Origin of the sequence: Pseudofrancisella aestuarii (genome assembly GCF_003574475.2) — a bacterium.
GTDB lineage: Bacteria > Pseudomonadota > Gammaproteobacteria > Francisellales > Francisellaceae > Francisella > Francisella aestuarii.
The window spans coordinates 111,341-125,719 of the sequence record NZ_QLIS02000003.1 but is presented as its reverse complement, the minus strand read 5'-3'; the positions used below and the strand labels follow the sequence as shown (position 1 = coordinate 125,719).

Sequence of the window (14,379 nt, the reverse complement as noted above, 5' to 3'; positions counted from 1 at the left end):
ACCTTGAGTAACGGTATCCTGAATCAGAATTACAATAGCAAAAAATTTGACATAATCAAAATTTCTTTGGCATCGCCTGAAGTTATTCGTTCATGGTCACATGGTGAGGTTAAAAAACCTGAAACCATAAATTATAGAACTTTTAAGCCAGAGAGAGATGGTCTTTTTTGTGCTAAAATTTTTGGCCCTGTAAAAGATTATGAGTGTCTATGTGGTAAATATAAAAGACTTAAGCATCGTGGTGTTGTCTGTGAAAGATGTGGTGTTGAAGTAGAGCAAGCTAAAGTAAGAAGAGAAAGAATGGGGCACATTGATTTAGTTTGTCCTGTTGTTCATATATGGTATCTAAAATCATTACCTTCTAGAATTGGCTTGTTTTTAGATATGCCGCTTAAAAATGTAGAGAAAGTTCTATATTTTGAATCATATATAGTAACAGACCCTGGTATGACTCCTTTAGAAAGAAAACAACTTCTTACAGATGAGGAGTATGCAGAAGCATTAGAAAGCTATGGTTATGAGTTTGAAGCTTCTATGGGCGCTGAAGCTATTTACGCTCTTCTTTCTGAAACTGATATGGATTCAGAAATTGAAGCTCTTCAGGCAGAGTATGAAGAAAGTAAGTCAACAGCGAGAAGAGAGAAAGCTGTAAAAAGATTAAGACTTATGGAGACTTTCCAAGCTTCTGGTAATAAACCTGAGTGGATGGTTATGACTGTATTACCAGTTCTTCCACCAGATTTAAGACCTCTTGTGCCTATTGAAGGTGGTAGATTTGCAACGTCTGATTTAAATGATTTATATCGTAGAGTTATCAATAGAAATAATAGACTTAAAAAATTATTAGATCTAAACGCTCCAGATATTATAGTTCGAAATGAAAAAAGAATGCTTCAGGAATCTGTGGATGCTCTTTTAGATAACGGTAGAAGAGGTAGAGCCGTAACAGGATCTAATAAGAGACCTCTTAAATCATTAGCAGATATGATTAAAGGTAAGCAAGGTCGTTTCCGTCAAAACTTATTAGGTAAACGTGTTGACTATTCTGGTCGTTCTGTAATTACTGTTGGACCTTCTTTGAAATTACATCAGTGTGGTTTGCCTAAGAAGATGGCTTTAGAATTATTTAAACCATTTGTTTATTCTAAGTTAAGACTTGGTGGTTATGCTACAACTATTAAGCAAGCTAAAAGAATGGTAGAGTTAGAAGAGTCAGTAGTATGGGATATTCTAGAAACTGTTATTAGAGAGCATCCCGTTCTTCTTAACAGAGCTCCAACGTTGCATAGATTAGGTATTCAAGCTTTTGAACCTAAGCTTATTGAAGGTAAAGCTATTCAATTACACCCATTAGTTTGTGCGGCGTTCAACGCTGACTTTGATGGTGACCAAATGGCTGTACATGTTCCTTTAACTGTAGAGTCTCAGCTTGAGTCTAGAGTTCTTATGATGTCTACAAATAACATTTTGTCTCCAGCAAGTGGACAGCCTGTTATTACTCCTACTCAAGATATAGTACTTGGGCTTTATTATATAACTAGAGAAAAAGAAGGCTCGAAAGGCGAAGGTAAACTTTTCTCTAGTTATGAAGATGTTAGTAGAGCGTATAATTCAGGAACTGTAGATATTCATGCAAAAATTAAATTTAGAGTGAATAGACAAGTATTTGACACTAAGGGTAATACCTATAGTGAAAAAGGAATAGTTGATACTACTGTGGGTAGAGCATTGTTGATCAATATTTTACCGGACGGTTTGTCTTTTTCTCTAATTAATAGAGTGCTTGTTAAAAAAGAAATCGGTAATATTATAAACCAAAGCTTTAGAATCCTTGGTGGTAAAGCAACAGTTCTTTTGGCGGACCATTTAATGTACGCTGGTTTTAAATATTCTACAATTTCGGGTGTATCTGTTGGTGTTGATGACATGGTTATTCCAACAGATAAAGAAGAAAAAATTGAAAAAGCTGAAAAAGAAGTTAAGCATATAACAGAACAATATCAGTCTTCATTAGTTACTGAAAATGAAAGATATAATAATATAGTTCATATATGGAGTAAAACTTCTGATGAGGTTGGTGCTTCAATGATGGAAGCTATTTCTAAAGAAAAAGCTTTAGTTGATGGTAAAGAAAAAGAAATAGAATCTTTCAACTCAGTTTATATGATGGCGAAGTCTGGTGCGAGAGGATCTTATGACCAGATGAGACAGCTTGCTGGTATGAGGGGTCTAATGTCAAAACCAGATGGTACAACGATTGAGACAGCTATTACAGCTAACTTTAGAGAAGGGTTATCGGTTCTTCAATACTTTACATCTACTCACGGAGCTCGTAAAGGTTTAGCAGATACGGCTCTTAAAACAGCGAATGCTGGTTATTTAACTCGTAGGCTTGTAGATGTTGCACAAGATTTAGTAATTATTGAAGAAGATTGTGGAACAGATGATGGCTTAATGTTTTCAGCAATAGTTGAAGATGGCGAAGTTAAAGTGCCATTGGCAGAAAGAGCTTTAGGAAGAGTTTTAGCTGCTGATGTTTATAGTAGTAAGAATGAGGTTTTATTAGAAGCAGGTACTTTACTTGATGAAAATCTAGTTGAGTTACTTGATGAAAACGGCATTGATATGATCAAGCTACGTTCACCAATTACTTGTAATACTCGTAGAGGGTTATGCGCTAAATGTTATGGAAGAGATTTGGCTCGTGAAAGACAAGTTAATGTTGGAGAGTCTGTAGGGGTTATTGCCGCTCAATCTATTGGTGAACCAGGTACTCAGCTTACTATGAGAACCTTCCATACAGGTGGTGCAGCATCTTTAGGTGTTACAGCGAGTGATATCAAGGTTAAAACTAGTGGTTCAGTTAAGTTTGATAACATAAGAACAGTAACTAATAAAGAAGGTAAGCAAGTTGTAGTATCTCGCGCAGGAGAATTAATAGTTTCTGATAGCATGGGAAGAACTAGAGAAAAACATAAAGTACATATGGGGGCGATACTACCATTAATTGATGGTAGTGAGGTTTATATTGGAGATGTTATAGCATCTTGGGATCCTCATGCTCAGCCAATAATTTCTGATGTTGCTGGTACGGTTATATTGGAAGATATTGTTGATGGAATAACATCAAGACATAAATCTGATGATTTAACAGGTCAGCTTACTATAGAAATAACTTCTGTTTCTCAAAGAGCTACTGTTAAGCATATGAAACCTGTAGTTAAGATACTAGATTCTAAAGGGAAAGAATTGAAAATAATTAATCTAGCTGTTGGAGCTGTCCTTAACGTTACGGATGGTTCAAAAATAGAAGTTGGAGATATAGTTGCTAAGATTCCTCTAGAAGGTTCTAAAAATAAAGATATTACTGGCGGTCTTCCAAGAGTTGCAGAGTTATTCGAGGCTAGAAGACCTAAAGAAGCTGCTATACTAGCTCCTTGTGATGGTGTAGTTAAGTTAGGTAATAGAGATACAAAAGAAAAACAAAGGATCGAGATTTTTGAGAAAGATGGAATCTTGATAGATGAAATTTTGTTGCCAAAATCTAGACATTTGAATGTATTTGATGGAGAAACTATATCTAAAGGTGATGTTTTAGTTGACGGTCCAACAGATCCTCATGAGTTACTTAAGCTTAAAGGGTTGGAAGAATTTGCTGATTATATATTATTTGAAGCTCAGTCTGTTTATCGTATGCAAGGCGTTGTTATTAACGATAAGCATATAGAAACAGTAGTAAGACAGATGTTAAGAAAAGCAATAGTTCTTGATGAAGGAGATAGTAAATTCGTTAAAGATGAAGCTATTGAATTAGTAAGAATATTGGAAGAAAATGATAAATTAGCAGCTGAAGGAAAGAGGTTGATAGAGTTTGATCCTGTATTAATGGGTATTACTAGAGCTTCTTTATCTACGGAATCGTTCTTATCCGCAGCGTCATTCCAAGAAACTACAAGAGTTCTTACTGAATCCTCTATAAATGGTCAGGTAGATAATTTAAGAGGCTTAAAGGAGAATGTATTAATAGGTAGATTGATTCCAACAGGTACAGGTTTGGCAGTTAGAAAAGAAACAGCTAAAATTGACAAACTGAGAGAAGATCTAGGAGTAGATGATTCAGCTATTTTTGACAATATTGCTTCTGAATTTGTGACTCAGGAAAATAGCGTTGAGAGTTTTGCTGATGTTAATGATGATAGCAATGTTAATGATGATATTGAAGAATCGTTAAGAAATGCTCTTGAATCTTTAGACTTCTAATAGTTTCTTTCTTCTGTTTATAAAAAACTTTTAATTATTTTTTCTTTTAATTTATAATTATACTAACTTTTATTTATTAATTTTTATGGTAAATGTTTAATATGATAACTAAATTATTTTGGCAATTATTTTTTGGTGCAACTATTATTATTATTGTTATTTTATCTATATTAAACACAGATAAAGTAGACTTTGATTATATTTTTGGAACAGTTAAAGATGTGCCTTTAATCATGCTAATGACAATAGCGTTTGTTATAGGATTAGTATTTGGATCTTTTATAACTAAATTTATACAAATAACTAAAACAAATGGCGGTGCAGCGAAGAAATAATTATGCTAATTTTAGGTATAGAAAGTTCTTGTGATGAAACTGGAATAGCTATTTATGATTCTGCTAATGGAAAGCTTCTATCAGACTCTTTATATAGTCAAATAAAGTTGCATCAAGATTATGGAGGAGTTGTTCCGGAGCTTGCGTCACGAGAACATATAGCGAAACTATATTCTTTAACTAAAGATGTTTTATCAAAAGCTAAACTTTCTTTGAAAGATATTGACTGTATTGCTTACACTTTTGCACCAGGACTTGTGGGAGCTTTAATGGTTGGAGCCACTTTTGCAAAAAGTGTTGGTTTTATCTATGACATCCCTACAGTTCCAATTCATCATTTAGAAGGACATTTGTTATCTCCTCTATTAGATGAAGATAGCGATATTCAGTATCCATATTTAGCTTTATTGGTTTCAGGTGGTCATACGCAATTGTTTGAGGTAAGTAAGTTTGCTGAATATAGATTGTTAGGAGAATCTATAGATGATGCAATAGGAGAAGCTTTTGATAAGACTGCTAAACTTTTGGGAATGTCATATCCTGGTGGAGTTGAAGTAGCGAGATTTGCTGAGTTAGCGATAGATAAAAAAAGATATATACTACCAAGGCCAATGAAAAATAGTTCTGATTTGAATTTTAGTTTTAGTGGACTAAAAACGGCAGTATTAAATGCTTGGCAAAATGAAAAATTAAAGACTGAAGAAAATAAAGCAAATCTTTGTTATGCTTTTCAAGAAGCCGCTATTGATGTAATAGTGCATAAATGTGAAAAAGCTTTGGGGCAGGCTGGTTTTAGACGTCTTGTTGTTTCAGGTGGTGTTAGTGCTAATATTTACTTGCGAGAAAGTTTAAATAAGATGGCAAAAGATTATAATTTTCAAATATTTTTTCCACCATTAAAATATTGTACTGATAATGGTGCAATGATAGCTTTAGCTGGTGGATATAGATACTGCCATAGAGATGAAATTGAGAGATTAGATATAGAGGTTTTTCCAAGGTATAAAATCTAAGCTATTATCTAGCGATGTTTTATGCTATGCTTAAGGTGTCTAATTAGACAGAATAAAATTTAATCTTTACAATAAAAAAGGGTTTTCATGAATAAAAATTTAACAACAACCTTCGAAAAAGAAGGTTCTATCGTTTGGAAAAGCTTTTTCGGCTTAATAGTTATACCTGCTTTTACGCTAGTGGCTGTGCCGTTATATGCATATTTTTATGGTTTCCAAACATCTGACTTTATCTGTTTAGCTATATTTTATGCTTTAACAGGATTGAGTATAACTATGGGGTATCATAGATTATGGTCTCATAAAGCATATAAAGCTAATAAGGTTATTAGTTACATATTATTAATTTTTGGAACAGCTGCTTTACAAAATAGTGTATTGCAATGGGCTTCAGATCATAGAAAACATCATAAAGATGTTGATGATCCTATAAAAGACCCGTATGCAGCAACTAGAGGGTTTTGGTATTCTCATTTTGGGTGGCTTTTGAAATATAATACCCCAGATGTACAAGAAATCCGTGGTATTAATGATTTGATGAAAGATAAAGCTTTAGTATTTCAAAATAAATACTATACAGTTTTAGGTATGCTAGCTTGTTTTGGCTTGCCAGCATTATATGGCTTGTTTACAGGTAGAGTTATTGCTTGTGTTTTATTAGGAGGTTTTCTAAGAGTTGTTTTGGTACATCATGCAACTTTCTGTATAAACTCGTTAGCTCACATGTTAGGCAGAAGACCTTATTCAACAAAAAATACAGCTAGAGATAGTTTTGTAACAGCTCTTGTTACTGGTGGGGAAGGGTACCATAATTATCATCATGCTTTTGCTGGAGACTATAGAAATGGTATTAGATTCTTTGACTTTGATCCATCTAAATGGCTTATTGCAGGTTGTGCTAAATTAGGTTGGTGTACAGATCTTAAAACTACGCCAAAACATTTAATAGAGATTGCTAAAGCTAAAGTTAAATTAGAACAGGCTTTAGAATCGACAAATAAAATTAAGCATTCTGCAATTGAAGAAAAATATGCTGCTTTTGTTTCAAATATGAAGAGTATGTATAATGCTAAGCAAGAGTATTTGAAGGCAAAGAAAGAAAAAGTATTGTCTAAAGCTGATGTGAAAGTAATTAAGTCAAAATATAAAGATCTAAAAGTTGAGTTTGTTGAGTCTAAAAAAAGCTATCAAGCTAGTACAGCATCTTAATTCTTCTAAACTACCTTTAAATTTTCTATGTTTTAATAAGTTTATTCTGTTATAGTAAAATAAACGTATTATCTCTCATTTTATATAATGTTATACAGTCAAGTTGCATTATTTATAGTGCTTATTGCTATGCTAGCTTTCTTAGTTAAGTATCAAGAGAAAACGGTATTAATTTTTTCCATTACTATGTTGGTATGCTATCTGCTTGGTTGGTATAGTAAGGATAATTTAATAATGAATGCTTCTAATCCTGGGCTTGCTACGTTAGTATTTTTGATGCTAATCGCAGTGGCTTTAGCAAAAACTAGTATTTTGCAGAAACTTAAAAGACTGCTTTTTGGAAAAAATGAACGTAAAACTTTAATAAGAATAATAGGTATATCTGCGATATCTTCAGCCATATTAAATAATACGGCGGTATCAGCTGTACTTATTAATGCTATTAAATCGACTAAGCTTTATTTTCCTTCAAGGCTATTATTACCTATGTCGTTTGCCACTATTATGGGAGGAACTCTAACATTAATAGGAACTTCGACTAATTTAATTGTTAATAGTATGTATATAAGTGAAGGACATGAGGGTTTTAATTTTTTCACATTTACTCCAATAGGATTAGTTGTTGCGCTATTAGGATGTTTGGTTTTATATTTTACAAGCTTATTTCTTCCTAAAATAAAATCCGATAATACTAAAGATAAAGGTTATTTTATTGAAGTAGAGTTGCAAGCCGGATCAAAGCTAGAAGGTTTAAGTGTTAGTGGAGCAGGTATTAGGCATCTGGATGGATTAACTTTAAAAACTATAATTAGGAAAGATGGTAAAAGAATAGCTCAAATTAGAGCTACTACAGTCTTAAAAAGTGAAGATAAACTAATATTTGTTGGAGATATTTCAAAAATAAGTATTTTATCTCAGATTAAAGACTTAACGTTGCATGCTATGTCTAAAGGATTTGATAATGTTGAATTGATAGAAGTTATAGTTAAGGAGACATCACTTCTTCGAGGAAAATCTATTAAAACTATTAATTTTCCTAAAAATTTTTATGCGACTGTGGTTGGAATTAAAAAAGCTGAGAATTCTCTTGAAAGTGAGTTAAATGATGTAAAAGTGAAGGCTGGCGATATGTTGATTTTAGCAACTAGAAAATCAATTTCTAATAATAAAAAATTTGGGAAAAACTTTTATCTTATAGACGAAGATGTAGAGCTCCATAATATATTGTCAGGGTGGCGTGAGAAGTTGACAGTTATTGGGTTTGTTTTAATGGTGGGGTATGCCGTTATTACAGGAGAATCTTTGTTTAATACTTCTTTTCTATTGCTGGCCTTACTTTTAATAACAGGATGTTTATCACTTTCAGAAATACGAAATTCTCTTCCAATAAGGATTTGGATGATAGTTACCTCTTCACTTTGTATAGCCTCTAGTATGGAAAATACTGGACTTGCTAAAGTGATAGTAAATTTTTCAGCAGATTATTTACAGAATTTAGAGCCATATGTAATATTTGCGGGTATTTTTATACTTACTATGCTTCTTACTGAGCTAATTACAAATAATGCGGCTGTAGCCATAATGTTTCCAGTCGCATCTAATTTAGCTCAAGGGGTGGGAATAGATTCTTTTCCTATAATAATAGGCATAGCATTTGCTGCTTCTGCAAGCTTTTTAACTCCGTATGGTTATCAGACAAATCTTATGGTTTTTAATGCTACTTCTTACCGTTGGAGAGATTTTATTGTAGTAGGTGTGCCTGTATCTATTGTATATATAGCAACATGTATTTTGCTAATACCTATTGTATATCCATTTAATTAATAGAGGGTTATTTATATAGTTCTAAAAGGGTATCTGCTTTATCAATCTTTTCCCAGCTAAACTCTGGTAGTTCGCGGCCAAAATGTCCATAGTTAGAAGTTTTTCTATAGATTGGTCTTAGTAAGTCTAGATTTTCAATAATTTTGCCAACTCTTAGGTCAAATGCTTCATTAACTAATTTTTCTATAGCGGAATCAGAAATTTTGCCTGTGCCAAAAGTATTTACCATAAGAGAAACTGGTTTCGCTACACCAATAGCATAAGCAACTTGAACTTCACATTTATCCGCTAATTCAGCTGCTACAATGTTTTTGGCAATATATCTGCCCATATAGGCACCTGAGCGGTCTACTTTAGATGGATCTTTTCCTGAGAAAGCACCACCACCATGGTGAGCAGCTCCACCATAAGTGTCTACTATAATCTTTCTACCAGTAAGACCGCAGTCACCTTGTGGTCCACCTATTAAAAATACGCCAGTAGGATTAATATGATATTTTGTATCTTTTGTAATTAGATCCTTTGGAATAGTAGTTTTCACTATTTCATCGATCACTGCATCATGTAAATCTTTTTGAGAGATTGTTTCATCATGCTGCGTGGATAGTACAATTGTATCTATAAATTTAGGCTTGTCATTCTCATATGCTAATGTGACTTGTGCTTTAGCATCTGGACGCAACCAGCTTAACTTTTTAGACTTTCTTAGTTCAGCTTGTTTTCTCATTAATAGATGTGAGTAATATATAGCAGATGGCATAAGCGTTGGAGTTTCATTTGTGGCAAAACCAAACATTAAGCCTTGATCTCCTGCTCCTAAATCTTCAAGAGACCCTCTATCTACTCCTTGTGCAATGTCAGAAGATTGCTTTCCTATAGCATTTATTACAGAGCAAGTTCTTCCATCTATACCTTTGTTGGCATCATCATACCCAGTTTCAGTAATAACTTTTCTTACAAGCTCTTCAATATCAATCCATGCATTAGTTGAGATTTCACCGGCTACTAGAGCCATTCCTGTTTTTACTAGAGTTTCACATGCGACTCTGGCATTTTTATCTTGTTTTAATATCTCATCAAGAATGGCATCAGATATTTGGTCAGCAAGTTTGTCTGGGTGGCCCTCTGAAACAGATTCTGAAGTAAATAAATAATTTTTTGACATATGTTTTGTTCCCTTCTAGTTTTTTGCAAAAGGTCCCTAAGAAAGTAATGATCAAACTTTAAGAGAAACGCTTTAGCTTTTTATTTTCCGTCGCAAGCAAGTTGTTTGTTAAATATGGCGACTAAGTGAGTATTATAACTAATTACAAACTATAGTCAACACTTGACTTTTTTAGTTATAGCATTTAAAGTATTGCTATTATTTTTATGAGTCTTGTTTATTTAAAGACTTTATATATAAAATATTAAAAAATTTAAATATATTAATTGGAGAAGATTATGGTAGTAATTCGTATGGCTCGCGGTGGTGCTAAGAAGCGTCCTTTTTATAAAATCGTAGTAGCTGATAAAAGAAGTCCTAGAGACGGTAAATTTATTGAAAGACTCGGTTTTTTCAATCCTTTAGCTAAAGGTGGCGAAGAAAGATTGAAGCTTGATTTAGATAGGGTTAATCACTGGGTTTCTAATGGAGCGCAACTTTCAGATAGAGTTTCTTCTCTTGTGAAAGAAGCTAAGAAAGCAGCTTAATTAAATTTTCTTTAAAATCTCTTAATTTCTAAATGTCTAAAAATTTCGTTGAAATAGCTCGGATTGGCTCTACTTATGGACTAGGTGGAGAGCTTAGGCTTTATCCATTCGCTAATGATATAGAAGCTATTTTGTCTTATGGTAAATGGTATTTGAATTTTCAAAATGATATGTCTTGGGATGAGTTACAAGGTGAGCATGTTTTTAGAAGAGGAAATAAAATCTATATAAAATTGGCAGGCATTGATGATATAAATGATGCTAAGAAATTTACTAATGCTCTTATAGGCGTTCCAAGAGAAGCTTTACCAAAGTTAAAGGAAGATGAAACTTACTGGACTGATCTTATAGGTATGAAGGTTTATAATAAGAGTAAGGATAGTTTTGGTTCTGTTATTGATATAATGGAGACTGGCTATAATGATGTTCTTATTTGTAAAAAATCAGAAGATGAATATTTGATTCCATACATTAATAACTATATTTTGGATGTTGATTTAGAAAATAAAAAAATAATAGTTGATTGGGAATATGATTATTAATTTATTTATATGAAGTTTGCTGCTATATCAATATTTCCAGAAATCTTTCAAGCTTTAACTAACTTTGGCATAACTTCTAGAGCGGTTAAAGAGTCGCAAGTTGAGTTAAAATGTTATAACCCTAGAGATTTTACTAAAGATAAGTATTCTACTGTTGATGATACTAGCTTCGGTGGTGGTGCTGGTATGGTGATGAAATATGAGCCGCTAGAGAGAGCTATATTAGAAGCAAAAAAATCTTTAGGTTCTAATACAAAAGTAGTATACTTGTCGCCACAGGGTGATGTTTTTGATCATGCTAAGGCTCTTGAGCTTTCTCAAAACGATTCATTAATATTGCTATGTGGTAGATATGAAGGAGTTGATGAACGCTTAATCGAAGATTATGTTGATGAGGAAATCTCTATTGGCAATTTTGTTTTAAGTGGTGGTGAGCTTCCTGCTATGGTTATTATGGATAGTATAATAAGATTACGACCAGGAGTTTTAGGTAATAAGAATTCGTTTTTAGAGGATTCTTTTTATGATGGACTTTTGGATTACCCACATTATACAAAGCCAGCTGTGCTTCCTAATAGGAAAGCAGTTCCTGAAGTATTATTGTCAGGGAATCATGCAAATATAGAAAAATGGAGACGAAATCAGAAGTTGATAAGAACTTATGAGCGTCGATATGATTTATTAGAGTGCCAATGCCTATCTAAAGAAGATAGAGAATTTTTAGAAAAAAAATATAAAGATATGGTATGCACAAAAGGAGTAAAAAATGAAAAATAAATTTATTGAATTAGTAGAAAAATCTCAAATAAGAACAGACTTACCAGAGTTTAACCCTGGTGATACTATCACAGTTAATCTATGGATTAGAGAAGGTGATAAGCAAAGAGTACAGGCTTTCAAAGGCTTTGTTTTAAGAAAAAGAAATAGAGGCTTACACTCAGCATTTACTGTAAGAAAAATGTCTTCAGATGTTGGTGTTGAGAGAACTTTCCAGACTCATAGTCCTCTTATTGATAGCATCACAATTGAGAAAAAAGCAAAAGTTCGTAGAGCTAAGCTTTATTATATGAGAGGTCGTACAGGTAAGGCTGCGAGAATTAAGGAAAAAGTATAATAACTTATATTAATGGATAGTGTATCTGGCTTGGTAGATGTTTTTTTAGATAATCTATGGCTAGAAGCTGGGTTGAGCAAAAACACTATTTCTTCCTATCGTACTGATCTTAGTTTTCTTCAAAAATATTATTCTGAAAAAAATATTTCATCTTTAGATTTTGATCATCTTTATGAATTTATTTCATATAGGGCTGGTAATAATTATAGTAGTAGATCAAATGCTAGAATGATTTCTACTTTTAGAAAATTCTATGGATGGTTGTATAAAAATAAATATATTTCTGAGAACCCTGCTATAAAACTACAATTACCAAAGTTACAAAAGAGCTTACCTAAAGATATGACGGAGATAGATGTTGAAAAACTTCTAGAAGCTCCAGATCTAAAAGAAGATGTCGGAGTTAGAGATAGGGCTATGTTAGAGTTAATGTATGCTACAGGTCTAAGGGTTAGTGAATTAGTAGGTCTAAATATTGATGATATTGATATGAATATCGGTCTTGTTAGAGTTTTAGGAAAAGGCTCTAAAGAAAGAATTGTCCCTATGGGAGAGTATGCTTTAGAGTATCTACAAAAGTACATAAGCGAAGTAAGGCCATTGTTATTACAATCTTTAAAAGAAAGGGCTTTATTTTTAAGTAAGCATTTTAAAAGAATAACAAGACAGTCTTTTTGGCATAGGATTAAGAGCTATACTTTATTAGCGGGTATAAGTTCTGAAATTTCTCCACATACTTTAAGGCATGCTTTTGCAACTCACTTATTAAATAATGGAGCTGATCTGAGGTCTGTTCAAATGCTTTTGGGACATAGTAGTGTTTCTACAACCACTATATATACTCATATTTCTCAGAATAGATTGCAACGGGTTTATCAAAAACATCATCCACGAGGTTAGTATAATTTTATACAAGCTTAGGAGTATTGTTGATATAATTTATACGAAAAGTTTATTTTAAGTGGAGAGTGTATGAATATTCTTAGTGTTGATTATTATGCCGATAATGCGCCATCAGATTTTACCAAGTCATTGAAAGAAACGGGTTTTGCTGTTTTGAAGACTCATCCTGTTGATTGGAAACTTGTACAAACTGTTTATAAGGAATGGGAAGCCTTTTTTAAGTCGGGAAAGGCTAATAAGTATTTATTTGATAGAGAAAAACAGGATGGGTATTTCCCAAAAGATGTCTCTGAAGTAGCTAAAGGTGAAAATGTTAAAGATATAAAACATTTTTATCATTTATATTTTCCATGGGGTAGGTATCCTGAAGAGGTTAGTGATGCTGCTAGAAAAATGTTCGATCAAATGATGCAGTTAGGAGAAACTTTACTGGAATGGATAGATGATTATATGGATCCAGAAGTGGCTAAGAGGCTTCCTCAAAGGTTGAAAGATACTGTATCAAGATCAGGAACATTATTAAGAGTTTTGCATTATCCAGCAATGAAAGGTGATGAGGAACCTGGAGCGGTAAGAGCAGCTGCTCATGAAGATATTAATTTGATTACTTTACTGCCGATTGCTTCTTCTCCTGGTTTGCAAGTGTTATCTCCAGTTACTAATGAGTGGTATGATGTTCCTTGTGACAGTGAGTCTATAATTATTAATATAGGTGATATGCTTCAAGAGATGACAAATGGAGAATACATAGCAACAAAACATAGGGTTGTTAAACCAGATGGTGAAACAAAAAATGTTGATAGGTTATCAACTCCATGTTTTATCCATCCAAAGGCAGAAGTTTATTTATCTGATAAATACCCAAAAGCTGAAATTTTTCTAGATGAAAGACTAAGAGAGCTTGGTTTAAAAATGTAAATTTTTCTTTAATATTTTTCTGTTTAATTAATATAAAACTTTTTTTTTTTAGTTTAGAATAAAGATTAGGCTTTTATATTTATATTTATAAATACATGATAGATAAAGACGGTTACAGAGCAAATGTAGCAATAGTGTTGCTTAATAGCCGTAATAGGTTATTTTGGGGACAAAGAAAGAACCGGACTTCTTGGCAGTTTCCTCAGGGAGGAGTTAATCCAAATGAAACTCCTTTGCAAGCTATGTATAGGGAACTTTACGAGGAGGTAGGTTTGCGACCTCATGATGTTGAGGTTGTAGCATCAACAAGAGATTGGTTTGTTTATGATATTCCAGAGTCTTTAGTTAGAAAAAATAAACCTTGTTGTATTGGACAAAAACAAAAATGGTTTTTATTAAAGTTGAAAAGTTCCGATCAAAATATTGACCTTGAAGCTAATGAAACACCTGAATTTGATAATTGGCGTTGGGTGAGTTATTGGTATCCTATAAATCATGTTGTTTATTTTAAACAAGATGTTTATAAAAAAGCGCTTACTTATTTTAAAGATTATATTGAAAGATAGTTT

The 14,379-nt window shown here is 32.9% G+C and carries 13 protein-coding genes; 12 read left to right on the top strand and 1 reads right to left on the bottom strand.

All coding sequences use genetic code 11. The annotated features are described in order from the left end of the window. Window positions 1-3: 3 nt before the first annotated feature. The 5 genes from rpoC (at window position 4) to DNK87_RS07485 (ending at window position 8,641) form a co-directional block, all read left to right on the top strand. Entirely contained in the window at window positions 4-4,260 is a 4,257-nt protein-coding gene (gene rpoC / locus DNK87_RS07505) for a DNA-directed RNA polymerase subunit beta' (RefSeq protein WP_119330960.1), read from the top strand. Between the two features lie 92 nt (window positions 4,261-4,352). Further along, window positions 4,353-4,595, top strand: coding sequence for a LapA family protein (locus tag DNK87_RS07500; RefSeq protein WP_119330959.1), 243 nt, complete (start codon window positions 4,353-4,355; stop codon window positions 4,593-4,595). Window positions 4,596-4,597: 2 nt separating this feature from the next. Further along, entirely contained in the window at window positions 4,598-5,608 is a 1,011-nt protein-coding gene (gene tsaD / locus DNK87_RS07495) for a tRNA (adenosine(37)-N6)-threonylcarbamoyltransferase complex transferase subunit TsaD (RefSeq protein WP_119330958.1), read from the top strand. A gap of 87 nt (window positions 5,609-5,695) precedes the next feature. Beyond that, window positions 5,696-6,817, top strand: a complete 1,122-nt coding sequence (locus DNK87_RS07490) for a fatty acid desaturase (protein ID WP_119330957.1) — start codon at window positions 5,696-5,698, stop codon at window positions 6,815-6,817. An 87-nt stretch (window positions 6,818-6,904) separates the two neighbouring features. Beyond that, the gene (locus DNK87_RS07485; protein WP_119330956.1) at window positions 6,905-8,641 is read left to right on the top strand and encodes an SLC13 family permease; all 1,737 of its coding nucleotides are present in this window, start codon (window positions 6,905-6,907) and stop codon (window positions 8,639-8,641) included. Between the two features lie 7 nt (window positions 8,642-8,648). On the opposite strand, the gene metK is transcribed toward DNK87_RS07485, so the two are convergent. After that, a complete protein-coding gene (gene metK / locus DNK87_RS07480) occupies window positions 8,649-9,806 on the bottom strand; it encodes a methionine adenosyltransferase (RefSeq protein ID WP_119330955.1) in 1,158 nt (385 codons plus the stop codon). A gap of 278 nt (window positions 9,807-10,084) precedes the next feature. On the opposite strand from metK, the gene rpsP reads away from it, so the two are divergent. The 7 genes from rpsP to DNK87_RS07445 all read left to right on the top strand — a co-directional run bounded on the left by rpsP (window position 10,085) and on the right by DNK87_RS07445 (window position 14,376). Beyond that, window positions 10,085-10,333 carry a 30S ribosomal protein S16 gene (rpsP, locus tag DNK87_RS07475; RefSeq protein ID WP_071663643.1) on the top strand — a complete coding sequence of 83 codons (249 nt, stop codon included), beginning with the start codon at window positions 10,085-10,087 and terminating at the stop codon, window positions 10,331-10,333. A 32-nt stretch (window positions 10,334-10,365) separates the two neighbouring features. After that, complete coding sequence (gene rimM, locus DNK87_RS07470) at window positions 10,366-10,875, top strand: ribosome maturation factor RimM (RefSeq protein ID WP_119330954.1); 510 nt, start codon at window positions 10,366-10,368, stop codon at window positions 10,873-10,875. Between the two features lie 9 nt (window positions 10,876-10,884). Next, window positions 10,885-11,652 (top strand): tRNA (guanosine(37)-N1)-methyltransferase TrmD, encoded by a 768-nt coding sequence (trmD, locus tag DNK87_RS07465; protein ID WP_119330953.1) that lies wholly within the window; start codon window positions 10,885-10,887, stop codon window positions 11,650-11,652. Beyond that, the gene (rplS, locus tag DNK87_RS07460; RefSeq protein ID WP_071663646.1) at window positions 11,642-11,989 is read left to right on the top strand and encodes a 50S ribosomal protein L19; all 348 of its coding nucleotides are present in this window, start codon (window positions 11,642-11,644) and stop codon (window positions 11,987-11,989) included. The genes trmD and rplS overlap by 11 nt, the downstream gene beginning before the upstream one ends. 12 nt (window positions 11,990-12,001) lie before the next feature. Further along, window positions 12,002-12,889: a site-specific tyrosine recombinase XerD gene (gene xerD / locus DNK87_RS07455; protein WP_119330952.1), complete on the top strand. Its 888-nt coding sequence runs from the start codon at window positions 12,002-12,004 to the stop codon at window positions 12,887-12,889. Window positions 12,890-12,961: 72 nt separating this feature from the next. After that, the gene (locus DNK87_RS07450; protein WP_119330951.1) at window positions 12,962-13,810 is read left to right on the top strand and encodes a 2OG-Fe(II) oxygenase family protein; all 849 of its coding nucleotides are present in this window, start codon (window positions 12,962-12,964) and stop codon (window positions 13,808-13,810) included. Window positions 13,811-13,905: 95 nt separating this feature from the next. Further along, window positions 13,906-14,376 carry an RNA pyrophosphohydrolase gene (locus DNK87_RS07445; RefSeq protein WP_119330950.1) on the top strand — a complete coding sequence of 157 codons (471 nt, stop codon included), beginning with the start codon at window positions 13,906-13,908 and terminating at the stop codon, window positions 14,374-14,376. The last annotated feature ends 3 nt before the right edge of the window (window positions 14,377-14,379 follow it).

Coding starts and splice junctions, on each gene's coding strand:
- DNK87_RS07500 (WP_119330959.1), top strand. CDS start 4,353: ATGTTTAATATGATAACTAAATTATTTTGGCAATTATTTTTTGGTGCA.
- tsaD (WP_119330958.1), top strand. CDS start 4,598: ATGCTAATTTTAGGTATAGAAAGTTCTTGTGATGAAACTGGAATAGCT.
- DNK87_RS07490 (WP_119330957.1), top strand. CDS start 5,696: ATGAATAAAAATTTAACAACAACCTTCGAAAAAGAAGGTTCTATCGTT.
- DNK87_RS07485 (WP_119330956.1), top strand. CDS start 6,905: ATGTTATACAGTCAAGTTGCATTATTTATAGTGCTTATTGCTATGCTA.
- metK (WP_119330955.1), bottom strand. CDS start 9,806: ATGTCAAAAAATTATTTATTTACTTCAGAATCTGTTTCAGAGGGCCAC.
- rpsP (WP_071663643.1), top strand. CDS start 10,085: ATGGTAGTAATTCGTATGGCTCGCGGTGGTGCTAAGAAGCGTCCTTTT.
- rimM (WP_119330954.1), top strand. CDS start 10,366: ATGTCTAAAAATTTCGTTGAAATAGCTCGGATTGGCTCTACTTATGGA.
- trmD (WP_119330953.1), top strand. CDS start 10,885: ATGAAGTTTGCTGCTATATCAATATTTCCAGAAATCTTTCAAGCTTTA.
- rplS (WP_071663646.1), top strand. CDS start 11,642: ATGAAAAATAAATTTATTGAATTAGTAGAAAAATCTCAAATAAGAACA.
- xerD (WP_119330952.1), top strand. CDS start 12,002: ATGGATAGTGTATCTGGCTTGGTAGATGTTTTTTTAGATAATCTATGG.
- DNK87_RS07450 (WP_119330951.1), top strand. CDS start 12,962: ATGAATATTCTTAGTGTTGATTATTATGCCGATAATGCGCCATCAGAT.
- DNK87_RS07445 (WP_119330950.1), top strand. CDS start 13,906: ATGATAGATAAAGACGGTTACAGAGCAAATGTAGCAATAGTGTTGCTT.